Origin of the sequence: Actinomyces ruminicola, assembly GCF_900103885.1 — a bacterium.
GTDB classification, from domain to species: domain Bacteria; phylum Actinomycetota; class Actinomycetes; order Actinomycetales; family Actinomycetaceae; genus Actinomyces; species Actinomyces ruminicola.
Window position 1 is genome coordinate 1 of record NZ_FNIM01000009.1, and the last position, 15,035, is coordinate 15,035.

The window sequence follows — 15,035 nt, forward strand, 5'->3', positions numbered from 1 at the left end:
GGCACGTAACTTCTACCGATCTGGGCACGTAACTTCTACCGATCTCGGGGAAGTAGCGGCCAGGGCGGGACGGTGGGACGGCGGGACGTCCTGGCCCGGGACCGAGCCGCCGCCTATGCTGTGAGCGTTGTCTCAGCGTCCCTCGCGCATCGGCACTCGCATTGCCGACGCCGTCCAGGAGTCACCCGTGTCCGTATCGTCTTCACCCGCTGGCCAGCCGACCGTCGGGCCGGCCCCGACCAGCCCGACGCCCGCCCTCCCTGCCGCCGACTCGCGACCTGGCGCATCTTCCGCACAGTCCCGCATCATCCTGCTGGATGTGGACGGCACCCTGGTCACCTACGCCACCGAGCTGCCCGACTCGGCCGTCCGGGCGGTCCGCCGCGCCCGCGCCGCCGGGCACCGCGTGTACGTGACTACCGGCCGCTCCCGCGCCGAGATGCCCGAGAAGATCTGGAGCATCGGCCTGGACGGCATGATCGGCGGCAACGGAGCCTATGTGGAGGACCACGGCGAGGTGTTGCTGCACCGCCACCTGTCCCGAGACGACTGCGCCCGCATTGTCGGCTGGCTGCAGGCTCGGGGCCTTACCTTCTACCTGGAGGCGAACTCGGGACTGTACGCGCCGCCGTCCTTCCCCGAACGCGCCCGCGCCGCAGTCCGCGCCTACGCCGCCGGAAAGGGGCGGGAGGACGCCGCCGCCCTACAGGTCGCGGACGTGTTGCCCGGCCTGGTGCTCACCGAGGAGCTGACGCGCGAGGACATCAACAAGATCAGTTTCGTCCTGTCCGCCCCGGAGGATCTTGAGGCGGCCAGGCGCGCATTTCCGGAGCTGCTGGTGGGGTCCTGGGGCGGGCGCGGGCACGCCGCCCTGTTCGGTGATCTCGCCCTGCCGGCGGCCAACAAGGTGGCGGCTATCGAACTGCTGTTGAGCCGTCTGGGCGCCTCCCCCGCCGAGGCGGTGGCCTTCGGCGATGGCGCCGTGGATCTGGAGATGTTGCGCTACTGCGGGGTGGGTGTGGCCATGGGCAACGCCGCCCCGGAGGTGAAGGCGGCCGCAGACCTGGTGACAGACGACGTCGAGGACGACGGCCTGGCCAAGGCCTTCGTGCGCCTCGGCCTGATTGAGGAGTTCTGAGATGCACCAGGACGGCATCCCCACTTCCGGACCGGGGCTCGGGGTCGACGTCGACGGAGAGGAGATCACCCTGCCCGCTCCCCCGGTGGGACGCCCGCCGGATCTGCGAGTGGTGGCGGTGGACATGGACGGTACCTTCCTGCGCACCGGCTCCACCTACGACCATCCCCGCTTCACGGCCCTGCGCCGCCGCATGCGTGCCGCCGGGGTGCGCTTCGTGGTCGCCTCCGGCAACCAGGAGGCACAGCTGCTGAGCTTCTTCCCGGCCGCGGACGGCCTGGCTCCCGACGGGGTCGTCTCCGACAACGGCGCGATCGTCCTGGCCGACGGGGTCCGGATCCTGGAGACCTGCGCTCCCATGGGCGCGCTGGAGCGGGCACTGGCGGTGCTCGACGGCGGCGGACCGGCCTTCATCGCCTCCGGACCCGACGGCGCCTACCTGCGCCAGGCGGAGTCACCCGAGATGCGCGAGCTGCTGACCTTCTACCACCCCGACTACCGGTACGTCGCACGCACCACGGACATCAACGGCCAGCGGGTGTCCAAGATCGCCCTGGTGGATGAGCGCGGCTTCGAGCAGGCCTTCCTGGACCGGCTGCAGGCTGCGCTGGGCGGGGCGATGGTGCCCGTGGTGTCGGGGCACGACAGTGTGGACCTGATCGTGCCCGGGCGGCACAAGGCCTCCGGCCTGGAGGTGCTGCTGGCGCACTGGCGACTCGGTCGGGGGCAGGTTGCGGCCTTCGGGGATTCCAGCAATGACGCGGAGATGCTGGCCTGCGTCGGCTACGGCATCGCCATGGGCAACGCCTCTCGGGTGGCCCGGGCCGCCGCCCGCTTCACCGCGCCCAGCAATGACGACGACGGCGTGCTGGAGGTGCTGGAGGCCTGGTTCCCGGCGGACTGAGCGCCGGAAGACAGTGGTGGGCGATACTGGGATCGAACCAGTGACCTCTTCCGTGTCAGGGAAGCGCGCTACCGCTGCGCCAATCGCCCGAGGTGGGTACCGGATTCGAACCGGTGTAAACGGCTTTGCAGGCCGGTGCCTAACCTCTCGGCCAACCCACCGTTGAGAGGCTGGGAGGACCCGGCGCCTCGGAGCGGATGACGGGACTCGAACCCGCGACCCTCACCTTGGCAAGGTGATGCTCTACCAACTGAGCCACATCCGCATATTCGTCGCTCGCGGGGTTCATGCGTTCCCCTGAGCGCGGCTGAACCATAACACCCGTCCGGGGTCTTCAGGCAAATGCGCGCACGGTGATCCACCTCACCGGCCCCGCGTTTGCCGGAAGGCCCCCATCACCGCTAATGTCTGCACCGCACCGGGCGATTGGCTCAGGGGTTAGAGCGCCTCGTTCACACCGAGGAGGTCACTGGTTCGATTCCAGTATCGCCCACCGGAAGCACGTGAGGCCCCCGGACCGTCTGGTCCGGGGGCCTCACGCATCTACGGGTTCAAACGATGCGGTGCTCGCAGGCGGGCGCCTCAGCCCACCCGGGCACCGTCCGCCACCGTACCGGGCGCGCCCTCCTCGGCCACGACCGCCTCTCCGGTGGCGACGACGTCGGCCCCGAAGGTCCAGTCGCCCCGCACCGTCAGGCTGTTCGCCTCCCGGATGGAGGGAACCCCGTGCGGGAAGCGCGCCTCGAAGTCGGCGATCCGCTTGTAGTAGCGCGGGTCGAGGTCCACCACGCAGGCCCGCTCGGGGACCTGCTGCAGCAGCCCGTCGGCGTCGACCTCGTACACGTCCGAGCGCACCAGCAACAGGTCGTTGGTGGTCTTCACCGGCAGGAACCGGCTGCGCGGCACCTCCACCGCGGTGGCGCCGTCGAAGGCCTCCACGGCGGCGCCCATGGCGGTCTCCAGCTGGATGACCGGCGTGGAGTCCGGGTCGGAGGGATCCACCGTCTTGGTGTTGCGGATCAGCGGCAGGCCCAGGATGCCGTGACGCTCGGTGAGCGTGTCCCGCAGCACCTCCAGGTCGAACCAGAGGTTGTTGGTGTGGAAGAAGGGGTGGCGGAACTGGTCGGTGAAGTAGTGCATCTCCTCCGGCGGCGTCTGGGCGGTGTCGCGCAGGATGATGCGGCCGTCCGCCTTGCGCACCGCCAGGTGGCCGCCCTTGACGTCGGCGGGGGTGCGGCGGCACATCTCGGGCGCATAGGGGGCGCCGGAGGCGGCGAACCAGCCGGCGATGCGGGCGCTGGGGGCGGCGCCCAGGTTGTCCGAGTTGGAGGTCATCGCGTACTTGTAGCCCCGCTCCAGGAGTGCGTCGAGCACGCCGGAGGAGACCAGCGCCGTGTAGATGTCGCCGTGCCCGGGCGGGCACCACTCCAGGCTCGGGTCCGCCGGCCAGTCGACCGGGGTGAGGTCGTCGGCGCGCAGCTTGGGCTCGCGGTTCTGCAGGAAGTCCAGTGGGATGCCCTCCACCTCGATGCCCGGGTGGGCGGCGAGGGCGGCCAGCGTGTCCTCGCGGGTGCGGAAGGAGTCCATGAAGATCAGCGGCAGGGTGACGTCGTAGCGGGCGCGGGCGGCCATGACCTGGTCGACCAGCAGATCCAGGAAGGTCTTGCCGTCGCGCACGGGCAGCAGCGACTTGGCCCGATCCATGCCCATGGAGGTGCCCAGCCCGCCGTTGAGCTTGATCAGAACGGTCTTGCTCAGCGCCTCCCGGGCGGCGGCCTCGTCAACCTCGACGTCGTCGATGGAGTCGATGTCCGTGAGTGGCTCGATGGTGTCCTCGGGGACGAGTCCGGTGGCGCCCTCCTCGAGGGCCCGGTAGTAGTGGCTGAAAACATCAATGGCCTGCTGGGCGACGCCGGCGTCAAGCATCTTTGCCCGGGCGGCGGCCAATCCGGTGGTGCTCATGGACAAAGGCTATCCCACTGCGAGCAGGTCCCCTCACCAAAACCGTGACAGCACCGCGACAATCCCGGATCCTTGACTCATGGATTCCCAAGCGCGTGCGCGACTCGACGAGCTGATCGAGCGCCTGGACGCCTTGGAGCGCAAGGTCGACGGTTTGGAGGGCAGGCTCACCCAGCTGTCATCCCCGCCGGCGGCGCCCCCGCAACCCGCCGGGCACCTGCCCGCCTCCCCGCATCCGAGGGTACCGGAGCCAGCGGAGGCCACCGCCGCGATGGCGACGACGCCGAGCGACGCCTTCGATCCCTACATATCGGATCCCTATGCGTCCCCACGCGCCCGGCAGCAGTGGCCGGCGCCCCCGCCGGGTGCGCCCAGCACCCCGGCCAGGGCACCAACCGAGGCCTACGCAGCCCCGCAGCGGGAGGGGAACGTCGCTTCGTACCTGCTGTCCGGCGCGGCGGCGCTGCTGGTACTGCTGGCCGCGGTCAGCCTGATCGCGCTCGTTTGGGAGCAGATCCCCGACTCCTGGAAGGTCGGCGGCCTGGGCCTGCTCTCGCTGGGAATGGCCTCGGCAGGAACCACTCTCGCGGAGAGCAGGCCCCGCCAGCAGGTGGCGGCGGCCACGATCACCGGAACCGGTGGCGCGCTGGGGTTCGTAACCATCATCGGCGCGGTCCTGCTCATGGACCTGCCCGCCCCCGTGGCCCTGGTGCTGATGGCCGCCTGGGGGTTCGTGCTGCTGCTGGTGTCCTGGACGGCGCAGCAGTTCTTCACCGCCGTCGTCTCCACCCTCGGCGCCCTGGTGACGATCGGCTTCGCCTGCGTGCAGGCAGGCGCCGATCCCGGACAGGCGGCACTGGCATGGACGCTCGTGGGCGGCTACCTGATCGCTCTGGCGGCGGTATGTGCGCTGCTGCCGCATTACTCGCCGCGCATGCACCTGGCCGCATGGCTGCCCACCACCTCGATGGTGGTGACGGCCACGGCACTGGTGATCGGGCCGGCCGGCCTGCTGTCCGCCGGGTCGCCGATCGGCGTGACGCTGCTGTGCCTGCCCGCCGTCGTTCTGCTGGTTCAGGCGCATCACTCGGGACGCCTGCTGTCGCGCGCGGCCGGACGCTACGCGGCCGCCTGGGAGTGGGCGGGCGTGGGCGTCGCCCTGGTTCTTGCCGTGCTGCGCTTCGGGCTGCACCCCGCGGCCGCCGCGGGCACTGGCAGCCTCACGGCCGTGGTGCTCCTGACCGCGGCGGTCGTTTCCACCGCAGCCCTGCTCCCCGACGGCGGCGAGACACCCTGGCCGCAGAACGTGGTGGGCGTGAATCTGGGGGCCCTGGTGGGCGTCGGGGCCGCCGCCGTTGCAGTGGACCCCCGGCTGCTCCTGCCGGCGGTGCTGGCTCTGGCACCTGCCTCCGCACCCTTAGTGCGCGGCGGGCGGAGTGCACCGGTGGCGGTGCTGCCCTCGACCGGACTGGCGGCGTTCGCGCTCGCCTCCGGAGCCCAGCCGGCCAGAGACACCGTGGCACTCGTGCTCGTGGCCGTCGTCGCCGCGATCGGCCTGGGCCTTTGGCTGGAGAGCCGACTGGCCGATCCGCCCGACTCGCTTCCGGCGCGGACGCGGCGGCTGCGCACCGGCCTGCTGACGGCGGCGGCCTGGCTGATGACCGCCGATCTGGTGGTGGTGCTGCCGTCGTTGCTGAGGCTGCTGGCCCCGGACACCGTCGCCGCGCCGCTGTGGGCGGGAGCATGCGCCCTGGCGGTGTCGGGGCTGGGCCTGTTCACTCAAGGCTGCACCCCGCTCAAGCTGGTCTCGGGAGCAAGGGCCGGTGCCCTGGAGGGAGCAGGCGGCCCGCGTACCCCGCTGGTGCGCCAGGTCCCGGTCATAGCGAGGATAGGTTTCGGCCTGCTGGCTCTGCAGGCGGCCGCGACCCTTGCCGAGGCCGACTACCGGGCTCATTCCGCAGGAGGCGTGCCGGCGGCCGCTCCCCTGGTGGTGCTGGGCCTGGCACTCACCGTGGCCGGTGCCCGTCTCCTGCTGCCCTGGCTGGGACGCACGGGGGCAGCCCTGGCCATCGCCGTCCTCCAGAGCGCGGCACTGTGGTGGTCGGCGCTGATCCTCACCGGCGTTCCACCGACCTCCATGCTGGTGACGGCGCTGGTCCTGGCAAGCGGAACTGCGTGCATAGTGATTGGCTTCCGGGCGCGGGCGACCGCCCTGCGGCACTACGGTCTGACCCTCGTGATGCTGGTGGTGGTCAAGCTGGCGGTGCTGGATCTGGCCGACGGCAACTCGATCACTCAGATCCTGGCGCTGCTGGTAGCCGGCCTGGCCTGCTTCTGCCTGTCGCTGGCCTACAACCGGTTCGCTCACGAGCAGGCGCGCCGGGCCAGGCCCGGGCCGACTCGGGCGATGCCAGGACCGCAGGATCAACCACCCCCGCAGTAGGTGAGCGGCGCCCGTCTCCGACGGCTGTGGCCGCGTACTGGATGGTGTCCGCAGGGGTAGTACTGCCCACCGGCGTGGCGTGACTTCGCCCCACCGCTACCGGATCCTTGAATCATGGACACCAACAGCGAACGGCTCGATGAGATCATCGGACGCCTGGCCTCCCTGGAGCGCAAGGTCGACTGGGTGGCGGCCCGTGTGGCCCCCGACGAGACCGGTGCGCGCCGAAGGCCCGCCCCGGCGCCGTCACAGCCACGCCCCGCCCCGATGCAGCACACGCCGCCGCAGCCGCCCCCGGCACGATCCGTACCCGAAGCCTCCCCTGCGCGGCCGCGAACTCCGGCTCTGGCGACGTATCCGCCAGTCGGGCCTGTGGCAAAGAAACCCGCCGCCTTGTCGCAGAACGGCCCGACGGCACCAGCCCCTCACGTTGGCGGCATGAGCGTCACCGGCGCCGGCCCACTCGCCACCCGGCCGCCCCAGCCCCAGCAGGAGCGCCGCCGGGAGGGGAACATCGGCCGGTACGTGCTGTCCGGGGCAGCCGCCTTTCTGATCGTGTCCGCCGCAGTGAGCCTGATCGCCCTGGTCTGGGACCGGATTCCCGACGCCGTCAAGGTCGGGGCGCTCGGCGTCATCGCCGTCGCCATGGTCGCCTCGGGCACGATCCTGGTCAACCGGCGGGAGCGGCAACGGGTGACGGCGGCCACCCTCACGGGCACGGGCGGTGCGCTCGGCTTCGTCGCCGTAATCGGTGCCGCGCTGATCGCCGGCCTGCCCGGCGTCGCCGCCTTCGTACTCATGGTTGCCTGGGCCTTCGTGCTGCTGCTGGTCTCCTGCGCCACTGGCCAGTTCTTCACCGCGATCATCTCCATGCTGGGGGCGATGGTCACCGTCGGCTTCGCCACCTCGCAGGTGGCCGCCCACCCGGAGCAGGCGGCGCTGACCTGGATGCTGATCGACTGCTACGTCGTCGCCCTGGCAGTGGTGGCGGCCGCGGCGCCGCGGTTCACCCCGGGCATGCGCCTGGCGCCCTGGCTGCCGAGCACCTCCATGGTGGTGACGGCGACCGTGCTGCTGACCGGCCCGGCCCGGCTGTTGCTCGCCCAGCCACTGCCGGGGATCGTGCTGCTGACCGTGCCCGGCGCCGTGCTCCTGGTACAGACCCACCACTCGACGCGCCTGCTGGCCAGGGCGGGCGCAGGCAGCGTCATCGGCTACGAATGGGCGGCCGCCGGGATCGTCCAGGCGCTGGCGGTACTCCTGCTCGGATACGCCGAGGGCGTGACCGCATCCGCCCGCAACGGCATCGCCCTGGTCTTCCTGGCCCTGGCATGCGTGTCCACAGCGGGGTTGCTCCCCCGTACGAAGGCCCAGGAATGGATGCGCGCGGTCGCGCCCGTGAATCTGGGGACGGTGACCGGAATCGCGGCGACCGTCTTCGCGGTGAGTCTTGACCTGCTGCCGACGGCGGTGGCGGCCACCGCACTGGCCGCCGTGCCCGTGGTGCGCCTCGGCCACAGCGCCCCCGTGATCCTGCTACCGGCGACTGGTGCGGCGGCGCTGGTCGCGGGACTGTCCCCCGCGCGCAGCACCCTGATGCTGACCGTGCTGGCGGTACTGATCGCCGTCGCCCCGACCGCGCCGTTGGAGGCGCTGCTGGCACCGCCGCCCCCGCAGTCGGGAGAGTCCGCGGATCGACCGACGTGGCTGGCCGGTGCGGCGTGGGCACTTGCCGCCGACCTGGTGCTGATCCTCCCCTGGCTGCTGGACCGCCTGCTCGGGGGCGCCGGCGGCGGAGAAGCGGGCCGGATGCCGGCACCGCTGCTGGCGGGTGCGGCGGCGCTGGGGCTGGCGGGCCTGGGCCTGTTCACCTCCAAGTGCTCCCCGCGCATCCTACTGTCTGGTCAGCGAGCCGGCCGTCTGGAGGGCGCTGCCGACCTGCGCACCCCGCTGCGCCCTGCCCCGCCGACACTGGCCTGGCTGGGAGACGCCCTGCTGACGATGCTCGGCGCAACGGTGCTGATGCGGGCCGACTCCCTGGGCTCACCGCTGCTGGAGGCGCCGCTGGTGGCCGTGGCGCTGGCGCTGGTGATCGTGGGCGGACGCATGCTGCTGCCCTGGCTGCGGCGTACCGGCGTCACCTTGGCGATCGCTGCGTCGCAGAGCTTGGCGCTGTGGTGGGCGGTGATGATACTGACCGGTGCGGCCGCAGCCTCGCTGCTGGTGACCGGCGTGGTGCTGGCGACCGGGACCGTGTGCATTGCCGTCGGCTTCCGGCTGCGGGCCGCCACGCTGCGCCACTACGGGCTCACCCTGGTGCTGCTGGTGGTGCTCAAGCTGGCGGTGGTGGACCTGGCCGGCCAGAACTCGCTCACGCGCATCCTGGCGCTGGTCGTCGCCGGAGTGGTGTGCTTCGGCCTGTCCCTGGCCTACAACCACTTCGCGCAGGAGCAGGCGGGGCAGGCGGCGCAGACAGGGCCCGGGGCGTCCCCGGTCAGCTCGCCGCTCGCCGCTGGGCCAGGATGTCCTTGAGGTAGCGGCCCGTCCAGGAGCCCTCGGCAAGGGCGACGTCCTCCGGCGTGCCGGTGGCCACGACGGTGCCGCCGTCCTTGCCGCCCTCGGGACCCATGTCGATGATCCAGTCGGCGTTGGCAATGACATCCAGGTTGTGCTCGATCACCACCACGGAGTTGCCCTTGTCCACCAGCCCCTGCAGCACGCCCAGGAGCTTGCGGATGTCCTCGAAGTGCAGTCCGGTGGTGGGCTCGTCAAGCACGTAGATGGTGCGGCCGGTGGAGCGGCGCTGCAGCTCGGTGGCGAGCTTGACCCGCTGGGCCTCGCCGCCGGACAGGGTGGTGGCGGCCTGCCCCAGGCGCACGTAGCCGAGGCCCACCTCCACCAGCGTGTTCAGGTGGCGGGCGATGATGGGGGTGGCGGCGAAGAAGTCGGCCGCCTGCCTGATGGTCATGTCCAGGACGTCGGCGACCGTGGCGTCCTTGTAGCGGATCTCCAGGGTCTCCCGGTTGTAGCGGGCGCCGCCGCACACCTCGCAGGGCACGTACACGTCCGGCAGGAAGTTCATCTCGATCTTCAGGGTGCCGTCGCCCTTGCAGGCCTCGCAGCGGCCACCCTTGACGTTGAAGGAGAAGCGGCCGGGGCCGTAGCCACGCACCTTGGACTCGGGCACGGAGGCGAAGATCTTGCGGATGTGGTCCCACACGCCGGTGTAGGTGGCCGGGTTGGAGCGCGGAGTGCGGCCGATGGGCGACTGGTCCACGTGCACGACCTTGTCCAGGTTGTCCAGGCCGCGCACGGTCTTGTGCCGCCCGGGCACGCCGCGGGCCCGGTTGAGGCGGTTGGCGAGCACCTGGTAGAGGATCGAGTTGACCAGGGAGGACTTGCCGGAGCCGGAGACGCCGGTGACCGCGGTGAACACTCCCAGCGGGAAGGTGACGGTGACGTCCTTGAGGTTGTTCTCGCGGGCGCCGACGACGGTCACGGCCTTTCCCCTGACGGGCTTGCGGCGGTGGGCGGGAATCTCGATGGCGCGGCGGCCGGAAAGGTAGTCGCCGGTGATGGAGCCGGGGGCGTCCAGCAGGCCCGCCACCTCACCGGCGTAGACGACCTGGCCGCCCTTCTCCCCCGCCCCGGGGCCGATGTCCACCACCCAGTCGGCCGAGCGGATGGTCTCCTCGTCGTGCTCGACGACGATCAGGGTGTTGCCCAGGTCCCGCAGCCGCTCCAGGGTCTCGATGAGGCGGCTGTTGTCCCGCTGGTGCAGGCCGATGCTGGGCTCGTCGAGCACGTAGAGTACGCCGACGAGGCCGGAGCCGATCTGGGTGGCCAGGCGGATGCGCTGCGCCTCGCCGCCGGAGAGGGTGGCGGCGCCCCGGGACAGGCTCAGGTAGTCCAGGCCGACGTCGACGAGGAAGCCCAGCCGGGCGGCGATCTCGTTCAGGACGCTGCCGGCGATCTGGGCGGCCTGGCCGCTCAGCTCCAGGCCCGCCAGGAAGTCCCGGCACTCACTGATGGACAGATCGCACAGCTGGGCGATGGACTTATCGCCCACGCGCACGGCCAGCACCTCCGGCTTGAGCCGGGCACCGTGGCAGACCGGGCACGGGACCTCCCGCATGTAGCCCTCATAGCGGTCCTTGGACCATTCGGACTCGGTCTCGTCGTGCTTGCGCATGACGTAGTTGAGGGCCCCCTCGAAGCCGGTGGAGTAGATGCGCTCACGCCCCCAGCGGTTGCGGTAGCGGACCTTGATCTCGAAATCCTTGCCGCGCAGGATCGCGTCCTTGGCGCGCTCGGGCAGGGCCCGCCAGGGGGTGTCGACGTCGAAGGAGAGCTCCTCGCCGAGCGCCTGAAGCTGCCGGGTGAAGTACTTCTGGTGGCTGGCCCAGGGGGCCACGGCGCCCTCGGCCAGGGTGAGTTCCTCGTCGGGGACGACGAGCTCGGGGTCCACCTCCAGGCGGCTGCCGATACCGGTGCAGGCGGGGCACGCGCCGTAGGGGGCGTTGAAGGAGAAGGTGCGCGGCTCCATCTCGTCCAGCTGGAGCGGATGCTCGTTGGGGCAGGCGCGCTTCTCGGAGTAACGGTGCTCGCGGCCGGGATCGTCCTCGGCCAGGTCCACCAGGTCGATGATGACCAGGCCGTCCGCCAGGCCCAGGGCGGTCTCCACCGAGTCGGTCAGGCGCTGGCGGATGCCCTCGCGCACCACCAGCCGGTCGACCACGACCTCAATGTTGTGCTTGAGCTTCTTGTTCAGGGCGGGCACCTCCCCCAGGCGGTGGGTGGCGCCGTCGACGCGGACGCGGGAGAAGCCGCGGCCCTGCAGCTCGGCGAACAGCTCGGTGTACTCGCCCTTGCGGCCGCGGATCACGGGGGCGAGCACCTGGAAGCGGGTGCCGTCCTCCATGTGGCGGATGTGGTCGACGATCTGCTGGGGCGTCTGGGAGGAGATGACGGCGTCGCACACGGGGCAGTGCTGGACGCCGGCGCGCGCGTACAGCAGGCGCAGGTAGTCGTAGACCTCGGTGACGGTGCCGACCGTGGAGCGGGGGTTGCGGGAGGTGGACTTCTGGTCGATGGACACGGCCGGGGACAGGCCCTCGATGAAGTCAACGTCGGGCTTGTCCATCTGGCCGAGGAACTGGCGGGCGTAGGAGGACAGCGACTCCACGTAGCGGCGCTGCCCCTCGGCGAAGATCGTGTCGAAGGCGAGAGAGGACTTGCCCGAGCCGGACAGCCCGGTGAAGACGATCATCTTGTCGCGCGGGAGATCAAGGCCGATGCCCTGGAGGTTGTGCTCGCGGGCGCCACGGATGATGAGGGAGTCGTTCACGGGGTCAGAGTGTAGGGCCAAGGACCCGTCTTCGTACACCCGTTCGACTGCGTGGGACACGGTCTTTGCCCCCGGTCGCAGTCACTTCGGGCTGCGACGGCGTCGGCACCGCCATCCATGCGGAGCGGCTCCGCGCGCCGGGCCGGTTTCGTGCCAGCTCACGCCTATCGTTGACCTGGCACACAGACGGTGCCGCATCCCCGACCAGTGACAACGGATCTCCTCATGACCGCGCAACCGTCATCTGTGATTCCACAGCCCGGCACCGAGCCAGTGCTTGCGGTTCAAGGCCTCACCGTCTCCTTCGGAGAGCGCACCGTCCTAGACGCCCTGGATCTGACTCTGCAGGCAAGCAGCACCACCGCGCTCATCGGCCCCTCCGGCTCCGGCAAGAGCACCCTGCTGTCCGCCATCCTCGGACTGCTGCGCGCCGACGCCGGCTCCATCACCATCTGCGGCGAGGCCATGCAGGCCGGCAACAGCGCCAGCACCGCCCGCATCCGCCGCGAGCACATCGGCATGGTCTTCCAGGACGGCTACCTCATCGATGAGCTGACCCCCGTGGAGAACATCATCGTGCCAGCGCTGGTGGCGGGCGTGCCCGCCACCGACGCCGAGGAGCGCGCCCACGCGATCCTCGCCGAACTGGGACTTACCGTGCAGGAGCGGGCCACCTCCTCCTTCTCCGGCGGTGAGCGCCAGCGCATCGCCATCGCCCGCGCACTCATCAACTCCCCACAATTGCTCATCGCTGACGAGCCCACCGGCTCGCTGGACCCCGCCAACCGGGACCGCGTCATGGACACGCTGGTCTCCCTACCGCAGCAGCTGGGCTGCGCCATCCTGCTGGTCACCCACGACCCCGTGGTTGCACAGCGCGCAGATCATGTCATGGCGCTGGCCGACGGGAAACTGACCGCGACGGTTCACCAGTCCGGGCAGGCGGCGGGCCGATGAACCGCCGTCTGCTGTCCGGTCTGCTGCGCATCGGCACCAGCCTGCGGCACTCGGAGTCCCGGCTGCTCGCACGTACTCAGACCGTGGCGTTGTTCCTGGGGACCTGTCTGCTGTGCCTGAGCCTGGCCGGCCTCGCACTGACCTGGTTCGGGGATGCCCTGCACCGGGAACGCGCCGAGTCCATTGCCCCGCAGCTGTGCGACGCGCAGGAGGCCACCGTCCTGTACCGCTTCGGCGGGTTCACCCAGGTGAACAACCGCCCGGCCACCGTCATCGTCATCTCCCCGCTGAGCCACGACGCCCCGCTGCCTCCCGGCGTTGCAGAGTGGCCGAAGCCCGGCGAGGCCGTGGTCTCCCCCGCCCTCGCCCGGGACCTGACCGGCGAGTTGGAGGGGCTGTTCGGCCCCGTCTCAGCTCAGATCGGCCTGGACGGCTTGGAAGTGCCGCAGGAGAGGCGCGTGTACCTGCGCCCGACCGAACAGGCACTCAACGCGGATGCGATGGAGCCGATCTGCGGCTTCGGCGCCACGATTGAGGGTGGCGCCTACGCAGGCTCAGGCTCGCTGAACGCCTCGCCCGTGGCGGAGGTCCTGCTGCTGGTGGCCGGGGTGCTGCTCCTGCCCGGCCTCGGCGCAACCGCCTCCGCCTCCTCGCTGCGCGGGGAGGAGAACCGGCGGCGTATCACTGCCCTGGTGACCTCCGGCCTGCGCCGCCGTGACCTGGCGGTTATCGACCTGGCGGAGACCTGGCCGGGAATGCTAGGCGGCTTTGTGCTCGCGGGGGCGCTCACCGGCGTTGCCATGTGCATGGATGTGCGCGTGCCCTGGGTGGACGCCTGGTTCCCGGCCGCGGATACGCGGCGGTTGGCCGCCCCCATTGTTGCCGCACTGCTGATCGGCGCGGTGCTCGCCGTCACCATTGTGTTGCTCGGCCGCGGGCACGGCCGCCAGGCAACAGCGCCCCGGCGGCGTCACCGTCGCTGGAAAAAAGCCAGCCCGTCGCTGCTGCTCATCTGCGGCTTGCTTCTGGCAGTTTGGTTCCCGTTGTGGAATCCATCCTCCATACTCAAGCAGTTCGCATATGCGATCGGCGTGTTGGTCACCGTGTTGGCGCTGCCCGGCGTGGTGACGGCGCTGTCCGCCTGGTGCGGTCGAATGCTGGCCCGCTGGGGCTACCGTCGCGGTCACGCCGGGCGCCTGATCGCGGGCCGCCAGTTGGTGTCCTTGTCCAAGGCCAGTAGCCATCTGGCACTGGCGATGACGCTGGCACTGCTGGCCGGAGGCCAGATCCAGCTGTGGGCAAGTTCCATGTCCCCGCAGTACTTCGAGTCGGTAGAGACACTGGACAGGTGGGGTGAGAAAGTCGCCGTCCTTGACCATCTGGATGCGGCCGCTGCTCCCGAGGATCTGGTTGCGCTCCTGCCCGATGGTGTCGATGCATTCTCGGCCGGAACCGACTTCGACGAGGCGGACGCGGCCGACACAGAGCCGATGCCCCATATCGAAGCCAGCTGCGAGCTGCTGTCCTCCTGGGGTCTGGAATGCGCCCAGCAGCAGGTCTCGGCCACCGAACTGTTGACGAACGTTCCCGTCCTCGGGCAGGTGTACGAACTCGCCGGTGCAACCGACATTGAGATCACTCCGACGGCCGCCCCCGGCCAAATCATGCGCGGTTACGAGACCGGCAGCGGCGTTTACCTCATGTCGGTGAACGGCGCGGACCTAGATATGCGCAGGATCGAGCGGATGCTGCACGCCAATGCCCCTGGTGTGCAGGTGTTTTGCCAGCCGCAGGAGTGGATTACCGCCGGTCAGGTGCAGTACATCCGCTCCCGCTGGACCGTGACCCTGGGCGCCGTGGGGCTGTCGGTACTGGCGATCGTGCTCGGGCTGGCACTGGCGCATGACTCCGCGCGCGCCGCCCGCAACCTGGCGTCTGTGGGGGCCCTGTCCGGTTCGGTGTCATGCGCGGCCTCGACGGCCCGCTGGCGCACCGGCGTGATCGTGCTCGTGTCCGGCGTGACCGCGACGGTCCTCTACCTGATTCTGCCCCTAGGCCAGGCGAGAGTTGCCACGAACAATGACAGTGTCCTGTGGCGTCCCAGTCCGGCCTACGCGGCCGTCTGCTTGGCGATTACGATGCTGGTAGCTGCCGTTGCCAGCATCAGCGCGGCGCGTGCCACCGGACGTGCCACCCGCCGCTGGCGCCCCTGATGCGGTCCTTCGGCGCCTCCTTGAGCACACAGGAATGCAAAACACGACCTCGGGGTACGTTCCACGACCCC

8 protein-coding genes and 4 tRNA genes are annotated in these 15,035 nt (G+C 70.5%); 7 read left to right on the forward strand and 5 right to left on the reverse strand.

From position 1 onward, the window contains the following. Positions 1-127: 127 nt before the first annotated feature. Positions 128-1,138 carry an HAD family hydrolase gene (locus BLR49_RS08175; RefSeq protein ID WP_245690561.1) on the forward strand — a complete coding sequence of 337 codons (1,011 nt, stop codon included), beginning with the start codon at positions 128-130 and terminating at the stop codon, positions 1,136-1,138. A 1-nt stretch (position 1,139) separates the two neighbouring features. Beyond that, entirely contained in the window at positions 1,140-2,042 is a 903-nt protein-coding gene (locus tag BLR49_RS08180; protein WP_092536236.1) for a Cof-type HAD-IIB family hydrolase, read from the forward strand. A 14-nt stretch (positions 2,043-2,056) separates the two neighbouring features. On the opposite strand, the gene BLR49_RS08185 is transcribed toward BLR49_RS08180, so the two are convergent. The 3 genes from BLR49_RS08185 to BLR49_RS08195 form a co-directional block, all read right to left on the reverse strand. Next, positions 2,057-2,131: transfer RNA gene (locus BLR49_RS08185), tRNA-Val, on the reverse strand. Between the two features lies 1 nt (position 2,132). Continuing rightward, positions 2,133-2,203 (reverse strand) — tRNA-Cys (locus BLR49_RS08190). Positions 2,204-2,234: 31 nt separating this feature from the next. Continuing rightward, positions 2,235-2,307: transfer RNA gene (locus BLR49_RS08195), tRNA-Gly, on the reverse strand. Between the two features lie 155 nt (positions 2,308-2,462). On the opposite strand from BLR49_RS08195, the gene BLR49_RS08200 reads away from it, so the two are divergent. Beyond that, a tRNA-Val gene (locus tag BLR49_RS08200) sits at positions 2,463-2,535 on the forward strand. Between the two features lie 89 nt (positions 2,536-2,624). On the opposite strand, the gene BLR49_RS08205 is transcribed toward BLR49_RS08200, so the two are convergent. Continuing rightward, positions 2,625-4,004 (reverse strand): UTP--glucose-1-phosphate uridylyltransferase, encoded by a 1,380-nt coding sequence (locus BLR49_RS08205; RefSeq protein WP_092536239.1) that lies wholly within the window; start codon positions 4,002-4,004, stop codon positions 2,625-2,627. A gap of 79 nt (positions 4,005-4,083) precedes the next feature. On the opposite strand from BLR49_RS08205, the gene BLR49_RS08210 reads away from it, so the two are divergent. Then, positions 4,084-6,447: a hypothetical protein gene (locus BLR49_RS08210; protein ID WP_092536241.1), complete on the forward strand. Its 2,364-nt coding sequence runs from the start codon at positions 4,084-4,086 to the stop codon at positions 6,445-6,447. A 438-nt stretch (positions 6,448-6,885) separates the two neighbouring features. After that, the gene (locus BLR49_RS08215) at positions 6,886-8,979 is read left to right on the forward strand and encodes a 6TM ABC transporter family protein (RefSeq protein ID WP_092536244.1); all 2,094 of its coding nucleotides are present in this window, start codon (positions 6,886-6,888) and stop codon (positions 8,977-8,979) included. Here the strand turns inward: BLR49_RS08215 and uvrA are convergent. Then, the gene (uvrA, locus tag BLR49_RS08220) at positions 8,942-11,794 is read right to left on the reverse strand and encodes an excinuclease ABC subunit UvrA (protein WP_092536246.1); all 2,853 of its coding nucleotides are present in this window, start codon (positions 11,792-11,794) and stop codon (positions 8,942-8,944) included. The genes BLR49_RS08215 and uvrA overlap by 38 nt on opposite strands. Positions 11,795-12,019: 225 nt before the next feature. On the opposite strand from uvrA, the gene BLR49_RS08225 reads away from it, so the two are divergent. Both BLR49_RS08225 and BLR49_RS08230 read left to right on the forward strand, forming a co-directional pair. Further along, positions 12,020-12,751, forward strand: a complete 732-nt coding sequence (locus BLR49_RS08225; RefSeq protein WP_092536249.1) for an ABC transporter ATP-binding protein — start codon at positions 12,020-12,022, stop codon at positions 12,749-12,751. Continuing rightward, positions 12,748-14,964 carry a hypothetical protein gene (locus BLR49_RS08230; RefSeq protein ID WP_092536252.1) on the forward strand — a complete coding sequence of 739 codons (2,217 nt, stop codon included), beginning with the start codon at positions 12,748-12,750 and terminating at the stop codon, positions 14,962-14,964. The genes BLR49_RS08225 and BLR49_RS08230 overlap by 4 nt, the downstream gene beginning before the upstream one ends. Positions 14,965-15,035: the final 71 nt, after the last annotated feature.